Origin of the sequence: Fodinibius saliphilus (genome assembly GCF_005869845.1) — a bacterium.
Classification (GTDB): Bacteria; Bacteroidota; Rhodothermia; order Balneolales; family Balneolaceae; genus Fodinibius; species Fodinibius saliphilus.
This window is the reverse complement of sequence record NZ_VAWF01000003.1, coordinates 463,285-479,974: the sequence shown is the minus strand read 5'-3', so window position 1 is coordinate 479,974 and position 16,690 is coordinate 463,285. Positions and strand designations below refer to the sequence as shown.

General features: G+C 41.2%; 16 protein-coding genes. 10 read left to right on the top strand and 6 right to left on the bottom strand.

All coding sequences use genetic code 11. The features are described from left to right. Positions 1 to 224 precede the first annotated feature (224 nt). A complete protein-coding gene (locus FCN14_RS12685; RefSeq protein WP_138431640.1) occupies positions 225 to 1,250 on the bottom strand; it encodes a zinc-binding dehydrogenase in 1,026 nt (341 codons plus the stop codon). 87 nt (positions 1,251 to 1,337) lie between these two features. Between FCN14_RS12685 and FCN14_RS15790 the strand changes: the two genes are divergently transcribed. The 5 genes from FCN14_RS15790 to FCN14_RS12665 all read left to right on the top strand — a co-directional run bounded on the left by FCN14_RS15790 (position 1,338) and on the right by FCN14_RS12665 (position 4,932). After that, the gene (locus tag FCN14_RS15790; protein WP_171032917.1) at positions 1,338 to 1,490 is read left to right on the top strand and encodes a hypothetical protein; all 153 of its coding nucleotides are present in this window, start codon (positions 1,338 to 1,340) and stop codon (positions 1,488 to 1,490) included. Positions 1,491 to 1,573: 83 nt separating this feature from the next. Then, positions 1,574 to 2,770: a CynX/NimT family MFS transporter gene (locus FCN14_RS12680; protein WP_138431639.1), complete on the top strand. Its 1,197-nt coding sequence runs from the start codon at positions 1,574 to 1,576 to the stop codon at positions 2,768 to 2,770. Positions 2,771 to 3,034: 264 nt separating this feature from the next. Continuing rightward, positions 3,035 to 3,301: a hypothetical protein gene (locus FCN14_RS12675; protein ID WP_138431638.1), complete on the top strand. Its 267-nt coding sequence runs from the start codon at positions 3,035 to 3,037 to the stop codon at positions 3,299 to 3,301. A gap of 501 nt (positions 3,302 to 3,802) precedes the next feature. Further along, positions 3,803 to 4,336: a thioredoxin family protein gene (locus tag FCN14_RS12670; protein ID WP_138431637.1), complete on the top strand. Its 534-nt coding sequence runs from the start codon at positions 3,803 to 3,805 to the stop codon at positions 4,334 to 4,336. Positions 4,337 to 4,587: 251 nt separating this feature from the next. Further along, the gene (locus tag FCN14_RS12665; protein WP_138431636.1) at positions 4,588 to 4,932 is read left to right on the top strand and encodes a carboxypeptidase-like regulatory domain-containing protein; all 345 of its coding nucleotides are present in this window, start codon (positions 4,588 to 4,590) and stop codon (positions 4,930 to 4,932) included. A 113-nt stretch (positions 4,933 to 5,045) separates the two neighbouring features. Here FCN14_RS12665 and FCN14_RS12660 read toward each other — a convergent pair whose 3' ends face one another. Further along, entirely contained in the window at positions 5,046 to 5,591 is a 546-nt protein-coding gene (locus FCN14_RS12660; RefSeq protein ID WP_138431635.1) for a YceI family protein, read from the bottom strand. 531 nt (positions 5,592 to 6,122) lie between these two features. Here FCN14_RS12660 and FCN14_RS12655 point away from each other — a divergent pair. The 5 genes from FCN14_RS12655 to FCN14_RS12635 all read left to right on the top strand — a co-directional run bounded on the left by FCN14_RS12655 (position 6,123) and on the right by FCN14_RS12635 (position 10,583). Further along, complete coding sequence (locus FCN14_RS12655; RefSeq protein ID WP_212747641.1) at positions 6,123 to 7,220, top strand: RDD family protein; 1,098 nt, start codon at positions 6,123 to 6,125, stop codon at positions 7,218 to 7,220. A gap of 69 nt (positions 7,221 to 7,289) precedes the next feature. Further along, entirely contained in the window at positions 7,290 to 8,132 is an 843-nt protein-coding gene (locus FCN14_RS12650) for a LytR/AlgR family response regulator transcription factor (RefSeq protein ID WP_138431634.1), read from the top strand. Positions 8,133 to 8,268: 136 nt separating this feature from the next. After that, positions 8,269 to 8,907 (top strand): peptidase associated/transthyretin-like domain-containing protein, encoded by a 639-nt coding sequence (locus tag FCN14_RS12645; RefSeq protein ID WP_138431633.1) that lies wholly within the window; start codon positions 8,269 to 8,271, stop codon positions 8,905 to 8,907. Positions 8,908 to 9,094: 187 nt separating this feature from the next. Next, a complete protein-coding gene (locus tag FCN14_RS12640) occupies positions 9,095 to 9,601 on the top strand; it encodes a YceI family protein (protein WP_138431632.1) in 507 nt (168 codons plus the stop codon). Between the two features lie 352 nt (positions 9,602 to 9,953). Next, complete coding sequence (locus FCN14_RS12635) at positions 9,954 to 10,583, top strand: hypothetical protein (RefSeq protein ID WP_138431631.1); 630 nt, start codon at positions 9,954 to 9,956, stop codon at positions 10,581 to 10,583. Positions 10,584 to 10,774: 191 nt separating this feature from the next. Here the strand turns inward: FCN14_RS12635 and FCN14_RS12630 are convergent, their stop codons facing one another. From FCN14_RS12630 to FCN14_RS12615, 4 genes are read right to left on the bottom strand one after another with little or no spacing between them, the layout of a single operon-like run. Next, positions 10,775 to 12,148: a hypothetical protein gene (locus tag FCN14_RS12630; RefSeq protein WP_138431630.1), complete on the bottom strand. Its 1,374-nt coding sequence runs from the start codon at positions 12,146 to 12,148 to the stop codon at positions 10,775 to 10,777. A 56-nt stretch (positions 12,149 to 12,204) separates the two neighbouring features. After that, positions 12,205 to 14,397, bottom strand: a complete 2,193-nt coding sequence (locus FCN14_RS12625; protein WP_138431629.1) for a hypothetical protein — start codon at positions 14,395 to 14,397, stop codon at positions 12,205 to 12,207. Beyond that, a complete protein-coding gene (locus FCN14_RS12620; RefSeq protein WP_138431628.1) occupies positions 14,397 to 15,488 on the bottom strand; it encodes a S8 family peptidase in 1,092 nt (363 codons plus the stop codon). Before FCN14_RS12620 ends, FCN14_RS12625 begins: the two co-directional genes overlap by 1 nt. Then, positions 15,485 to 16,681 (bottom strand): hypothetical protein, encoded by a 1,197-nt coding sequence (locus tag FCN14_RS12615; protein ID WP_138431627.1) that lies wholly within the window; start codon positions 16,679 to 16,681, stop codon positions 15,485 to 15,487. Before FCN14_RS12615 ends, FCN14_RS12620 begins: the two co-directional genes overlap by 4 nt. Positions 16,682 to 16,690: the final 9 nt, after the last annotated feature.

The following is a 16,690-nucleotide window of genomic DNA, read 5'->3' as shown; positions in this document are numbered from 1 at the left end:
AGGAGTATTTCATACCGGTAATATCATTTATCCAGGCACCTGTCTCAATGGACCATTGAAATACTCCCACCGAAAGTTCAGAACTGTTTTCAGAATTCTTAGTCGGTGACTTTTTGGGTTACTTTTTTCGTCACTGAAAAACAGTAACACGCTAATAGCAGGACCTTCGCTTTTTAATATATTACGAGTTCTGCGTCCCATAAAAATATTTACACACATTCGTATTAAGGCTCCAAAATTACTTTACCGATATTTTGGCGCTCCTCAATATAGCGATGCGCTTTATCCACATCATCAAAGCTAAACGTTGTATCCACATGGGGATTCACCCAGCCTTCTTCAACGCCCGCCATGATCTTTCGGATCCACGTATTTGCCTTATCCCCTTCATGCCATAAATGCCCCAGGTTAACGCCAAAAACCCCCTTATTCTTGTTGATCAGCGGGAGCGGGTGATAAAACGGCATCTGTATTACCGTCTTCAGCATATTCCATGTTGCCCTGAAACTACCGGAACTACTGTCACTGGCCGATGATACTCCAAACATCCCCAGACGACCGGTGGACCGAAGCGCATTATAGCTTCGCTTCCACTCCTTGCCTCCCAACGGATCCGTAATAAGCTCCACGCCCCTACCATCAGTCAGGGCCATTAGCTCCTCATACCAATCCTTATTGCGATAGTCGATCGCATAATCCAAACCGCGATCACGCAGAAAATCATGCTTGCGGCGGCTCGCCGTACCATAAGTAGTAGCCCCGATGTGCTGGGCTATATCCAGGGCCGCAATACCTACCCCGCCCCCCACATTATGGATCAAAATAGACTCATACGACTGCAGCGACCCCATTACCTCAATAAGCAGATAAGCGGTGATATAATTAACAGGGATCACAGCCGCATCCACAAAAGAAAGCGACTCCGGCTTTTCAAATACCTGCCCGGGCTTTACCGCCACCTGTTCGGCCTGTCCCTTAAAACGAGTAAACGCCAACACCTCCTTGCCGATCCAATCTTCACGAATATTGTTGCCGACCTCACGCACCCTGCCCGACACTTCATATCCAACCACACACGGTTTGGGCGGGGCATCAGGGTATTGTCCCTTCCGCGCTAAGATATCCGCAAAATTGAGGCCCGACGCCTTTACATCAATAATCAACTCATCCGATTGGGGAACGAGATCCGGTACTTCCTGTACTTCCAAAACATCATAACTTCCGTTGGCCGTATTAACAATTTGTCTCATAGAACATTTCCTGTATTGCGGTTGATAATACCAATCGTCTCCTCAGAAACATGGAACCCCATCTGTTGATATTAATTAATAAAACGTATGATACTCATTGGGAAGCACCATCGCAGGCGCCTCCTTTTTGCTACTCAAAAGAAATCATTAACCCAGAAAATACCAAGCTATTATTCAATCTATGGCGAGAAGCCCCATGATACCGAGTTAATTCCACTGGCAAGCCTCACTCCCGGTTGATATCATGAATCCCGCCTTTTCTTTTGTATCTTTTGCTCGCTTTTTCATACAATTTATCACCGTATAACAGCTACATTTTTTTGATGGCCGCATCATCACCCTTTGAACAAAATTCGACTGCCAAAAACATTCTGCTTATTGCCGGCATTGTGCTCATTGCCGTAAATCTGCGCCCGGCACTGGCAGGCGTAGGTCCCCTGATTAGTACTATCCGCGAGACCACCGGTCTTTCCAATACCCTACTGGGATTACTGACCACCCTGCCGCTGCTTGCCTTTGGCGTGCTTTCTACGCTCACGCCCCTTTTTACGCGCAAGCTGGGTATCGAAGGCACCCTGGCGCTGGCCATGGGCCTACTTTCCGGTGGAATATTACTGCGCGTAATTCCCGGCAACCTGCCTCTTTTCGGCGGCACCCTGCTGCTGGGTATTGCTATCGCTTTCGGAAATGTATTGCTGCCCAGTCTGGTCAAGCGTGACTTCCCCAACCATACCGGTATTATGACAAGCGTCTACTCCAGCATGTTGGGTATTGGCGCTACCCTGGCCGCAGGCATCAGCGTACCGCTGGCCCAGGACTGGGGATTGGGCTGGCGCTGGTCACTAGGCGCTTGGGCCTTCCTTGCAATCCTGGCTTTAATAATCTGGCTGCCCCAGCTTAAAAACCTGACGCTACCCAAACATGACCGCAGTTTTATACAGGCGATGAAAGATCTGGGCGGCAATACGCTGGCCTGGCAGGTAGCCCTGTTTATGGGACTGCAGTCGCTGGCTTTTTATGTGATTTTGGCGTGGCTGCCCGAAATACTGCAGGACCGTGGCCTCAATGCCAATACCGCCGGCTGGATGCTTTCGCTCTCCCAGGGTATGGGCGTGGTAGGCACCATTCTGATTCCCGTTTGGGCCGAAAAGATCAGCGACCAGCGTATACTGGTATGGGTACTGATGATCTGCGAGGCAGTTAGCCTTGGCGGACTGATGCTGCCGGATGCCTTCCTGGTAAGTGTATGGGCCTCGCTCATTGGCCTGGCCTTGGGCGGCAGCTTTGGACTGGCCCTGCTGTTTATTGTACTACGCACCCAAGACTCCGAAACTGCCACCGAGCTTTCGGGCATGGCCCAGTCGATCGGCTACTTGCTGGCCGCGGTGGGTCCCACCCTCTTTGGCGCCCTCCATGACCTTACCCACGCCTGGTTTGTCCCGCTGCTGTTCCTGTTTGTGATCTTGATTGCCAAGCTGATCTTCGGCCTCGGCGCCGGCCGCCCGCAAGAGGTGAGGTAGGTTGCTGACCAGAATATTATGTCAACATGTTATAGCACATAACTGCACCATAACATACCCCTATAATATTCGATTTTGCCCTTAGCAGCCTTTTATACAACTTACGATCGTTGAACAATAACATTATTATGCAACCGCCTAGTTGCGATAATCATAGGTTATAGGGCACTTCCAGCTTAATTCTTGCCTTTCTCAAATTAGATTACAAGAATTAGTTTACTTATTAATATACGTTGGTTAATAAATTATTCAGGGGTGGTTATTATGGATTTCAAAAAATTTGGAAATATAATTTTAGTTATAGCGATAATTGTTTTTGCCTATGGAGGGCTCAAATATTTAGGAAATCAATCCGAAGAAAACAATAGCACTAATTTGGGACAAAGATTACAGACTGGTCAAGCCAATCTAGGGCGTGCTCAAAAAAGAAATAATGCCAAAAATATTATGATCTATAGCGGTATTGGCATTATTATCGGTGGTGGAATTTCTTACTCAGCGGAAGAAAAGGATTCCGAAGAATCTAACTAAAATCAGATCCAAATATTTCTTCCGTTTTTATAGCCCTATAACCACTCTAAAAAGGAAAATGTCAAGCAGACAGTCCTCACCTAGTTACTTATTTCATCATTTCTATAAATCCATAATTCAAACCGTTAGCTGGCGACCGGTGTCGCTGATCAAGCTCGGATTACCTGCCGGCATCCAAACCTTCGCCAGTAGGCAGACAGGCTCTTTTCAGGCTTATCCTCCATCAAAGGACAGAGACTGTCCCGAGTAACCCGGGACCATCCCAAATACGGGCCGAAATATAGTGTTGAACGTATAGATCAGAAATTGAATAGACTATGACTCACTCCTTTTTCTGAAGCCTATTAAATGCTTTTATACAGCAGTGCATATTTAAATAAATATTGAACCATCTTCTTGACCGCTTCTCTTTTTATCATTACTCTTGCAATCTTAAAAATCACTGTGGCATCTGTGTTTGGTGCAGAATATCTTAATCCCTTGTGAACATCATTCCCCGGCATGAATTCAAACTCATTGATACAGCGCCTCAACCAACTGGAAGAGTGGCTCGAGAAAACAAAATCTAAACACCATCTTTTACCCTTACGAATGGGAGGCTATCTGCTTCTTATCCTGGTATTGATGATCAGCAATTTTCTTGCTGTTGTACGCTGGCCGTTAGCTTCCCTGAAAAGAAAGTTTGCCGAAAGAAGTGGCAATCCTGAAAGATCTATCCTGCCAAATGCCGTCAATGAAATTGCCCCCAAACAGCTGGATCACATTTTACAGGGGACAAAGCCCGTTCTTATCGATTTTTGGGCCGAATGGTGCGGACCGTGCATTATGATGAACAAACCCTTGAAAAAACTGGCTGAATCGGAAAACATTGATTGTACTATTGTTAAAGTAAACACCGTACAGCATCAGGAATTAGCCACACAATACAATGTAAAAGGATTGCCGACCCTATTGCTTATGAAAGAGGGTGAAGAAATAAAACGCTCTGCCGGGGCCCTCTCCTATCAAGAGCTAAAGAAGTTTATTACCCAATAGCTGCAACAGCAAAGCTGGCTTTTTGAAATACAATTTATTATCTATCGAATAACAGTTCTCTTTTCCATAACCTAAGGCCGCCTAATTAAGACATCAATCTTAGGCATTTATTAGAAACCAAGAGATTATCGGTAGAACCTTTCGTATTTACCGTTGATACCGACACCATCTACATAAAAATTACAATAGATCGTACTATCACCATGAAATTACTACTTCATGTTCTTAAACCTTTATAATTACAATCACCTATGAGAATATCCGTTACCGTTTCAATTCTATTACTTGTTCTATTTATTGGATGCTCAAAATCGACTTCATCTGAGTCTACCTTGGAAGAGATTGTTGTCAACGGCCAAGTATTAGAACGAAATGCCAACAGTACTTCTGATCCAGTACCCGATGTCACAATTACAGCCGGAAGTAAAAGTACCACTTCTGATGATATGGGAGACTATAGCTTACGTTTAGAGCCCGGGACCTATAATTTGAAAGCAGAGAAAGATGGATTTGAACCCTACAACAAATCGATCAGTATTTCTGAAGATATGGACAGCTACTATAAAGATATTATTATAGATCGCTCCGATAATTAATTAAATGTGGCTTCGCCTTATTTTCATCTTTCTTTCAGCATAAACCTATTGAATAAAAAACACCTGCAGGCATTCAAACCTGCAGGTGAGTTGAATTAACCATGGAAAAGATACTATCCTTCCTGTTCTACAATCTGTACATTCAACTGTAGCTTTACTTCCTCTCCAACAACGATATTCCCGGCCTCAGTAACCGCATCCCATTCCAGACCAAACTCTTTTCGATTTATTGTGCCAGTAATTTCAAACCCTGCTTTTGTTTGCCCATAGGGATCTTCTACTGTACCGCCATGTACAGCATCAAGCTCTACTGTTTTTGTGTTACCACGAATGGTCAAATCGCCAATTAATCGGTAACTGTCCCTTCCTTTCTTTTCAAAAGATGTAGAAGTAAAAGTCAGCTCCGGGTATTCTCCCGCATTGAAGAAATCATCTGACTTCAGATGCTCATCTCGGTCTTCATTATTGGTATCGATACTGTTAATATCCGCTTTGAACTGTATGTCTGCCCCTTCAAGTTGCTCACCGTCGGTTTCCAGGCTTCCCTCAAACGAGCCAAAGTTTCCGGTTACCGTTGATATCACCAAGTGCTTCACCTTAAATTGAATCTCGGAGTGTGTGGGATCAATATTCCAAACTGTTTTTGTTGCTGTACTCATTTGTACCTTATTTGTTTTATATTAATTAGTTTAATGTTGAACTAACATACTTTTTATCTCGGACCCCATCAATAACTATTATTTATGAACCTAATAGATAGAGCCAAGCGACATGGGGGAAGAGTTCAAGACAACTAGCAAAAACGACTCTTTGAATCCCATACATTCTTGGATAAGGAGTTCCCGAATTAAGTTCAGGGGCACATATTTTTATTAATTATTCGAAATGAATATGAGCATTAGAATTAAAAGAGTGTGATGTATATCAATATCCCCTTTCTGCAGATCAGTCATATTGTATAACGTTGGTGCGAGGTCGCCTAAATACCTCTGCACCCAATACCAGAAACCGGATTCCAAATAGCCCCCATCCCAAAAGACCACGTGATATTCACCCCTTGCTCCATTCACACTAAAATTGTATGATACAGAATACAAGATACATCACATCGCTTCTTGGGGACTGAGAAAGAGATTACCAGGCTATAGTCGACTGCAAACCAATATATTAATCAAGATATTTGTCATATCGTGAAGAAGGATCCCAAAAAAATTGTTACTCCTTTTGCCTTTAACGTGCATCCCGAGCTATTGGGATTACCGCTTGCAACACCTAAACGCAGGCTTACAGCTTTACTTCTGGATCTTATCATCGCCTCTATCCTTGGATCGCTGGGTAATTTCATCTTGGCAGTAGCGGTAACCATCCTTTTCTTCTGGATTGCTATTAGAACCAGGACTCAAAGCGTATGGAGAAATATTATGCGCTTTTCAATGGCCGGAATCGGGAGCCTTTTGATCTTTGTGGTAGTTATAGGGGTACTGGAGGGCTCCGAAACAACTGATACGGATGAAGAAGTAGCCAAAGAACTTGCCAAAAGAGGAATCGTCACATCCGGCGCTTCCGTAGACTGGAAAGAGTTCAGCAAAGAAATGGCAAATATTGATCATACCAACCAAGAAGAGACAAAAAAGGCTATTCAGAAAATAGAAAAAAAGTTGGAAAAGGAACTTCCTACGAATGCTGTTGCTGTAGATTCTTCATTTTATAATGACCTTCCCGATACATTCTCAGCCAATCTTCTTGTTTTGTCCCAAGCTATTAAAGAGCAGGACCAAAAACGCGCCGATTCCCTGCGTTCTCAAATCGCTTCTGTAATAGCCCGTCCCGAACTTTCTAACCTGGAAAACGAAATTGAACTGCTGGGAAATAAAATCATTGCGGTTGAAAAAGAGAATGAAATGTTACAGGACCCCAGTATCTATCGCACACTCAAAGCCGGGTTTAACTTTATGGGGCTTACCCTTGGATGGGTCGGTATCTATTTTATCTGCTGCCTGGCATTCTTTAAGGGGAAAACCATTGGCAAGAAGTTTTTAAATTTGCAAGTACGACGCCTCGATAATAAGGATATCGGTTTATGGTATTCCTTTGAACGTTTTGGAGGATATGCTGCCGGACTTGCCACAGGACTCTTAGGATTTTTCCAGATATACTGGGACCCAAACAGGCAAGGCATCCATGATAAGATTGCAGGAACGGTTGTAGTGGATCTGCGAGACTCTAAGAGACTAAAAACCAAGAAGCTACGTGATCAAATTCTTGAAGAAGAAAACCTGCTAAACTAATTAACAGATCTCTGTATTGATATACATAGCAAAATTGAGCAACTTGCTTTTATAAACTTTACTAAAGCAATGCTCAGTCTTAAGAAAAAATATCCATTTTCTTCATTAGCAACTGTTATCGATACAGATAGTGCTAAAAAGAAGTTAGTTCTCTGGCTCAGTGCATTCTGTTTTCTTATGATGGTACTGGAGCTCAGCCAGGATATGATTAGCTCGGCCGTTAATGGCAATCCTTTTTCGATATCTGATTCCCTCTCTTACAAGCTCTTTTGGCCTTTGTTCATCCCCTTTAGTCTCGTGTTGATCAAGTGGTGGAATAAACGGTCTGTAACCCCCCTCAACAGTGTAGTAACCGGGATCCTGGTTGTATTGACGGCCTTTGCCCACCTGATTCTCTTTTCTTTGCTCCTTTTCAGCATATCAAGCGTGCTGTATAAAGAATCCTGGTCGTTATACTACCTGCTGACAGAAAAACTTTCGACCCGTCTATATATAGCTTTGGCTTGCTATATCATTCTTTGGGCCACCTATTATTACCGTGTAAAAACCCAAGGTGAATTATCTCATGCAGACAACAGATCTCCCCAAAAAACCGGTCATCTTGTTGTTAAAAATGGGAAACGTTCAGTTAGGGTTGATATTAACCAGATAAAATGGATAAAAGCCGACGGCCAATATCTCTCTGTCATTACGACAAAAAACACTTATGTCGTATTAGATAGTCTCAAAAATATCATTCGTTCACTTCCCGATCATTTCAAAAGAATTCATCGCTCCACTATTGCCAATACCGATATCATTGAAGAGCTGCAATCCCGCGGAAATGGTGATTACGATTTACTCACCAGAGATGGAGAAATACTTCGTCTGAGCCGTACCTATGCTAAACCGGTAAAAAAAATACTGCTTTAATACTCAGCTTATAATATAAACTACTCGACTCGTATAATAGCCCTTCCAACCCTTCTCATTGATTACTAGCTTTCTTCTAACACTCATAAAAAGGCGATATTTCTATAATCGTCGATAATCTTATAATCTAACAGCGATGAAGATACAGCCATATTTCTTATTACTCATATTGCCAATATTCGCCTTTACCAACAACTATTTATACTCACAGGACATCAAACAGTCCGAGGCTCAATTAGTAGGACAATGCGAAGGCTGCGAGGCTGTGTTTGAATATGGAAACAGAACCTTAACCCCTGAGGATACGCTGCCCGAATTTGAGAATCATACCCCCCAGATCAAAATAACAGGGACGATCTACGAAAGTAACGGAAAAACACCTGCAGAAGACGTTATTCTATATATCTACCATACTAATAAGGAGGGCGTATATCCTAAAACTGGTAATGAAAAGGGATGGGCTAAACGTCATGGTTATATTCGTGGCTGGGTAAAAACCGGAGCTGACGGCCGTTATACTTTTTATACCTTCAAACCCGGCTCATACAGCTCCAACCCTGCCCATATTCATCCTATTATCCTGGAACCCAACGGGCGCTACTATTGGCTCGGGAGCTACTTCTTTGAAGATGATCCCCTTCTAAAAGGCAAGCAACGGAATCAGAAATCACCCAGAGGTGGCCACAGCGGGGTGCTTACTCTCACGAAAATGAATGGTCTCTGGGTAGGAAAACGTGATATTATATTGGGCAAAAACATTCCAGGGTATGAGTAACATAGGGGCTATTTCATTCATATTGGCTGTCGTAATCCCCCCCCCTCACGGGACACACAAACCATGGGGCCCATACCCAAACAAAAACCGATTTTCATGATTGTTTCTTACAAACAGGTCCAACAACTAGTGACACCATACGTATTGACACCGACCGTTCCAATATCGAATGGATGGGTACTGAGATGTGGCAATCGAGCTCACACATGAAGGGACCCTACCTTTCGAAAACGGTTATCTCATATTTGACAAAAGCCGAATAGCAGGGGGCTTTTTTCTTATGGATATGACTAACATATCAATTACTGATATTCCGGAAGATGAACCTGTCCCTCGCAGGAGGCTCCGCAATCACTTAAAAAGTGACGACTTCTTCCACGTGGACAAATATCCGAATACACAACTACGTATAACAGAAACTAAAATAATATCTGCTCATAAAATACGGGCAACAGCCAATCTGACAATCAAAGATGTTACTAAGCCAGTATCTTTTATTATCAATAGGATCAAAAAAAGTGCTTCACTCCCCTATAGATATAGAACACATCTAACAATTAACCGTTTTAATTGGAATATCTCGTACCAAGGCAGTTACTGGGAACGAATAAGTAGTATCATCGATAACAATTTAGTTGATACTGATATTAACCTTAGAATTGATATAGTAATCTCTTCTTATTATCAAGAATAGTTTTAAAACCATATCCAAATTTACAGCTTCCGTATAGCTTTTCATTAACTTCCTACAAACCTCCTATAGTTTAAAAGGTTACTTTGTAAAATCTATTCTACTCTTTTTGAACAATTTATGAAGGAAGAAGACTGGAGCTATTGATGAAGATGGGAAAGAACCCAGGTATATGATACCGTATAGTAATTTTTCCGGCATGCATTAATTTTTTTTAATAAAACCACTAATGTCTTATTAGTGACAGTACTAATTTGCTTTTATCAATGAAAATCGATGTATTAAGGCGAGTTTATCTATTACTACAATAGAAGATTTGCAGAATCTGTAAGGGACAAATATTAAAAATAAGGACATGAAGAAGTACCTTCTCTCTATTTTATTCATTGTCATTGCTATGCCGTTACTAGGGCAAACGGCAAATTTTAGCGGTAAAATAACCTATAAATATGAATTCCAGGATCCGGCAAACGGTGAAACTATCACCGAAAAAATGAAAAAGTTCTTTGGCAAGGAAAAACACTTTTTCATCAATGCCGAAAATTATCATGCCTATGATGAAAAAGGTACTCTTCGCCAGTTGTACCACAGTGATACTAATACCTATTATTTCCGAAGTCCCAATAACGGAAAATTAATTGCTGTTGAAGCTGCTAAGAAGGTTAGTGAAATTATTTCTGTTGAACATAGCGATGAAAAGGTGGAGGTAATGGGTAAAACTTGCCACAAAGTAGTTATTAAAACAGAACATGATGAAACTACATACTGGTATAATCCTGATATTTCAGTAAATCCAGCAAATTTTAAAGACCATAATTTTGGAGGATGGAGTGCCTTTATGAATGCCAGCAATGGAGCCCTTCCGCTTAAATTTAAGGTCAAAGCACCTAATTACATTTGGGTTTCAGAAGCTGTTTCGATTAAAGAAATGGAAATATCAAACAAAGAGTTTGATATTTTATCATCTCGGAACACAGATGATTAAGTAACTGCCTTTTGAAAAAACAGTTACATTCATACTCCCTTGAGTGAATATTTCGCCGCAGTTAATGCCATACTTGTGATCTATTTCATAGAATTGGCTGATTTGAACCTCAAAACGATGTGATAGTTGAACTTAGTAAAGGACTTATAATGTTACAGGCTTGAATTACAATTATGCTGTAACCCCACCTGCTAAGTTGATTCATTTGTAAAAAGCTCTTGTACAACGATATCAATACTATTGACATCAAAACCCGCCTCTCCTTCCCAATATTGGGAATGTGTTTTAAACCCAATCAGCCTTAGTCGATTGAACCAACCATAATCTTTTAGGGATCTGTTCGGTCCCGACAAACGATTGACATTCGGTGCTATTGAAGATTTTTCATCCAGACAATAATCAGGATGGAATTCAATACCTGAGGTCTCTCCTGTCTTCGAGTCGGTAAAATTGGAACCAAACACATCAGATTTCATATAGATATTAATCCAATTCCGGGGAACACCATCGTATTGCATTCGACTGTTAAAGTACTCAGGCCAATAGGTACTGATAAAATCGTAGGGAGTGCCTATTGTTGTTAAACTATCAACCATTTGGAAACGCGGTACTAATGGGCTGTCGTTGGGGAACAGAGAATCCAAGGCAATAATAGAACCAAAGCTGTATGAAAGCAGGTGTATATTATCGTATTTGGGAAGTCCCTCCCCTTCCTTTTCCGAAATATGTTCCAGCAGAGTTGCAAATTGCCCGCGTATTTTACTCCGCTTTTCATCCACAGACAGGTAGTTTTCTGCTGCAGCCAACTCTTTTCCAAGCTCAGATATCATTTGCTTGAAATCCTCTTTCGAAAACAAGCCAAGAGCGGCTACCACAATCACTATCGGAACTGGCAACCAGAGAAATAAACGCTTCAAAACAGAATATATAGATTTCTCCTGTAGTTTACTTTTTGTTGTATCAGCAACAGTAGTATTACCACTTTCAACAGAATCTATTTTAACCATCCCCGAAGTAATATCAGGCACCGTCTTTGGAGCGACTGTATTCGCTTGAGGCCCATGAATTACAGCAGAGAAATCAGAGAGGGTAGCTCCAAGAGCAAAAAGAAGAAGAAAAAAATATGTTGATACCGTTCCAGCCATTGCCCACCCATAAAATACCTGCCATTTTTCTAAACTTGTCTTGCTGGTTCTTTTCATTCCTTTAATAAGGCGTGGTACCATTCCGAGACAGGACCATAGTATTGAAAGCAAGTGAACAACAGGCTTTCGCTCATTCATTGGGGACAGCAATAAATCACGATAATCAAGCTCATATAGATCCACAACAGGGATATCCTCATCTCCTTTTTGTATAATCGTAAACCGAGGGCTATCAAATTCTCGAAAGTCTTCCCTTGCCTCCTTTTTGATATAGAATTCTGCTTCCCCGGACTCAGCATTTCGATCGAAGGCTGCTGCCAGTCTATTGGCCATAGCATTAATAGAATCGTTACCATGTTCTTTGCTCAAGGCCGGCACATAAATGATAGCATCGCGCCTTTTTTCGAATTGATCACCCATAAATTTATTGGCTTAGTTGTTTATCGATACCCTAAAATGCACCATCCAATAGGCATTTAGTTCCACGTTGCAGTGCCCAAATTGAATAATGGAATATCTACAGTAACCGCCACTTGCCAACGCCAAGCACTGCTCTTCGTCAACGTGGGGCTGCCCGTATCAATTTTTCGTAGTTGGGGGCCTAGTTGCGCACCTCCCATTACAGTCAGTGGGGTACCCCCTACATTCCATGCCAAATATGCCCCCGGTGCAATAATATTTTCAAGAGTAAATTCTGGTAGTTGTTTTGCCTTATCTTTGATTCTATAACTGGCAAGGGCCCCCAAATCTATGGCATTGATAAAAAGGGATATCGAATTCACACTCTTTCTGGTTTCGTTTCCATATCCCCAACCTCTACTTAAGGCAATCCCGATAGGAACAAACACTCCAACTGTGCCACTAAGATCGTTATTTTCTCTAAGCCTTTCTCCTCCCCCAAAACCTCCTAAATAGGCATTAACAGATAAATTCCATTTAGATACTCTCTTAATCCGGGAACTACCGGCCGGCAAGGCTGCCGCTTTGATAGCCGCCTGCACTTGGTCAGAATTTTCAGCTTTGGCTACATTTGCCATGAATATTCCATATTTCATCAGCTTTGTATCCATTTGTTTATCAATAAATACATTATCCTCGAAATATGTGATGACCTTTTTTCGAAACTCCTTCCGACTTTTCTTGCTATCAGTCAGATCCCTGAACGTAATCCCGTCAAAATGTTGAGTCTCAACCTGTAAAAGGCTAACGATACGTTCTTTTACTCCTTTATAATTAGCCTCACCCTCACATTTATCAATCTTATCAACACAACGCTGATAGCTATCCATTAGCTCTTTCATGGATTTATTTATAGCATCTACTTTTATCCCGATCGCATAATCATAGATTTCTACCAGGTTCACAATAGCCGAAGCATAGTTTTTACTACGTACATTCTTCATTATATCTCCCCCTTCTCGAGCAACCATTAGATAGCGATCTACCTTATCCCTGTAGTCTTTTATTTGAGTAGAATCACTCTCGAATAACCGTTCGATCTCGTCAAAACCGGAGTCAATAAAATTGGGCAGTGTCACAAAAAGTTCATAATAATCCAGATACCTCCTATCTGTTACGGGTATTTCCCCAACCTCCTTAAAGTGTTTTTGGACCACTTCATAATGGGTGATAAGATTGGTATATACCGTTTCAAACTGACCCACTTTACCCTCAACTTTTTTAATTACCTTGGCAAATGACAGGATCCCCTTTTCCTCTTTTTTGTCAAATGTTATCCCAAGAGAACGCTGGTAAAGCAAGCCCAAAAATAAATCGCGACTTACCGTGTTATTAAAAATATTTTCTTTAAGCTCGCCGGCAGATACATAGGCACTGCCATCAGCAGAATCTCTAATACTGGATGAAAGTAGGGAAACCACTTTGAGACCATTTGCCAGATTTGTTGAAACCTTTTCCACCTTTTTATGTTTACCAAGTCCATCAATAACATCTGCGGGGTGTGATCCCTTTGACAGTTTGTAAACAATCTGGCTAGCCTCAATGGCCAGATAGATAAATTTCAGATCTTCATTACTGGCAATCAGCTCCCGATATTTTTTGGTCTCTACAAGATCTTCAATATTCACCACCAGTTTTGAAATATCATCCCGGAACGCCTCTTTGAGCGCATTTAACATATATGAATACTGTAAGGGATCTAACCGCTCTATTAATCTTGTACTAGTCGGGAAAAGCGTGGTTAACTCGACATTCTTTTTAATTTCTTTCTTGAATCGACTAAAAAAGGCAATGCTCAACTCCTCATTTGCCCGTTCTACTAAAAACTTGGCGATCCCATCAGCGATGGTAGATACGTTTAATCCCCCAACAGCTTTAGACAACTTCTTTTCCTCTGCTGCAATAACCGGAGTATCAATATTGCTAGTGGTTCCCGAGCTATCAAAATAAGCACTTAAAAAACGGTTACCATTCTTTCTAAAGTGCCAGTGAAAATCGGTATTGGTATTGATACTATCGCGCTTTTCTTCGGGGATATACTTTTTAAGAATACTAACATATGTAGAATCACCTCTGTAAACATCCATTTTCATGTCAACTCCCGTTTGTTGAACATACTTTTCTAACCGTAGTACATCCTGATAAATAGATTGGGCAGATAGTGGCAGAGTAATAAATAGAATTGATATTACAATTATTAAATTGCGCATTACACTCTCTCCATAAATTTAGTTGAATTTATAATATCATAAGAATAGTTCCCGCTTTGCTTTGTCACACATGTTTCGATAAGAAGGTTTGACAACTCTGACATACTTTTTTGTGGGCTTTTACTTTTAGCCAATGCTAATAATCCGGATACATAAGGGGTAGCCATGGACGTACCGGAATCTGTTTTATAGCCTCCTTTTTGGGCAGTAGAATAAATTTCATGACCGGGAGCACAAATTCCCAAATTTTTAGACCTTATGGTATAATCCGTGATTTTTTCTAATTCATCTACTGCTCCCACTGCTAATACCGACTCATGCTCTGCTGGGTAATCCCCTTTTCGGCGAGTTTCCGAGTTACCTATAGCAGCGACAATAAGTGTTTGTTCACAAGCCTCAATGGCTTCTCGTACTCTTTTATTTATTCTTGAAACACCCGCTGAAATTGAAATAAGATCTACTTTCCCGTTGTAATACTCGATAGCATCAGCCAAAACATCCAAATTTATACCACTTATTACAGACCGGGTAATTTTCCCTGAAATGACTTTTGCCTTGGGAGCCACTCCCCACACATTGTTTACTCCATTAGCGGCAATAATCCCGCTGCAGTGGGTACCATGACCATTCCAATCCTGCACATCCTTATCCCGTGATAAAAAATTAAAGCTATCAATTTGATTGAAGCTATGTTTTAAATTGGGATGATCGATATCTATTCCCGTATCCAATACTGCTATAGATACCCCTTCTCCCATATATCCTTCATCCCATACCTCCTTAATACCAAAGCCGGATAACCACCATGAGAGTTCAATACTTTGGTCTCCTTCTATTGATATCTCTGAATCCTGTTTTATCTCTTCAAACCAACCGCTCCAATAAAAGTCTCCATTCTTATCACGGTACCATAGGTTATTACCCTCTATCTCTTCCCCATTCCATTCTTCTGCTACCTGTACCTCAAAACCTGCATATAGAACACCTTTTTTATTTGAATCGCCCCCTCGTTCAGGCAGTTTAGTTCGAATCGGGATCTCCTCATCCGTTTTTACAACTCGGGTAACATCACGAATTTTAGTTCCACTCATCTTTTAACCCCCTTTTGCTTAGTAATCTCACTCTTAATGTTGATTACCTTTTTCAACGTATCAAACCAAAATGGAGCCCCAAGGCTAATTGCCAGAGCTGTTATGAGCCAACCGATAATCGAATACCAGTGCAAGCCCCACCGTGGCTTACTGGTATCCCAACCAATTCCCAGAGTGCTGGCAGCTTTGTTAATCTGTTGCTCTTGTAGAGTCATTAGTCTGTTGTAAGCAGAATCTACTGCCACTGCTTGTGGATATTTGGCTTTCAAAGAATCTTGTGCAATCAAATACAGTGAATCTTCTACAGCTACTACCAAATGGTCTTTATAGCCATCACTAGTAGTATCCTGCCAATTTTCCTCTGCGGCCATCTTCTTTTTTATATCGTTTTTAACACTCTTGTAATAGCGATTATCAATGTCCGTTCGAAAATCTTTTTTCAGCTCATTTAACGATTGTGACAGCATCGTTTTATGAGAAATCATAACTGTTGAATCGCTTGCCTCTTTTAATACAATACGTCCATTCTCATTTGCATAATCATCAACAAATGCTTCAGTCTGAGCTATAAGGGCCTGTCTAGCCTGTGGATTATCTGACAGCGTCTTGAATATAGATATGGAATCCACATTAAATGCAACAGCAACAACCAATCCCAAAGCAATTAAAATCCATCGTAATTTTCTTTTGTACCAATCAGAAGCATAACCCATCACCTTGTCATACCACTGCTTTACCTCCTTCTCAAAGGCATTCAGATCCTGCTCTACCTCCTCAGCCAGGCTTGCTAAATAGTTGAGCCCCACACTCGATTGGGTATCCAAACTTTTTAAATACTGGGAGATTGTCTGATCATCTTCCTTCTCCTCTTTAATCGTTTCTATTAATGCATTTGTAAAATCTTCTGGAGGAATCTCATCCGGTAATATTCCATGATGGTGCTTTTCAAGAAACGACTTCGAACCATAATTAAGCTTCCCGGTTCTACGTAAAAATGTTTGTATCTTTGGGTTTTCATAGATCTTATCTACCAGCTCCGAGGATACCATATTCTGAATAATAGACTTAAGCTCTGTCCCACGGATCTGTAACAAACTGCTTAAAATCTCATTGATAATACTTACAAAAAGACTAAACAACAGGTATACGAAAATAAGGCCTACAACAACATTTAACGCTTCAATCCCGAACATGACAACAGT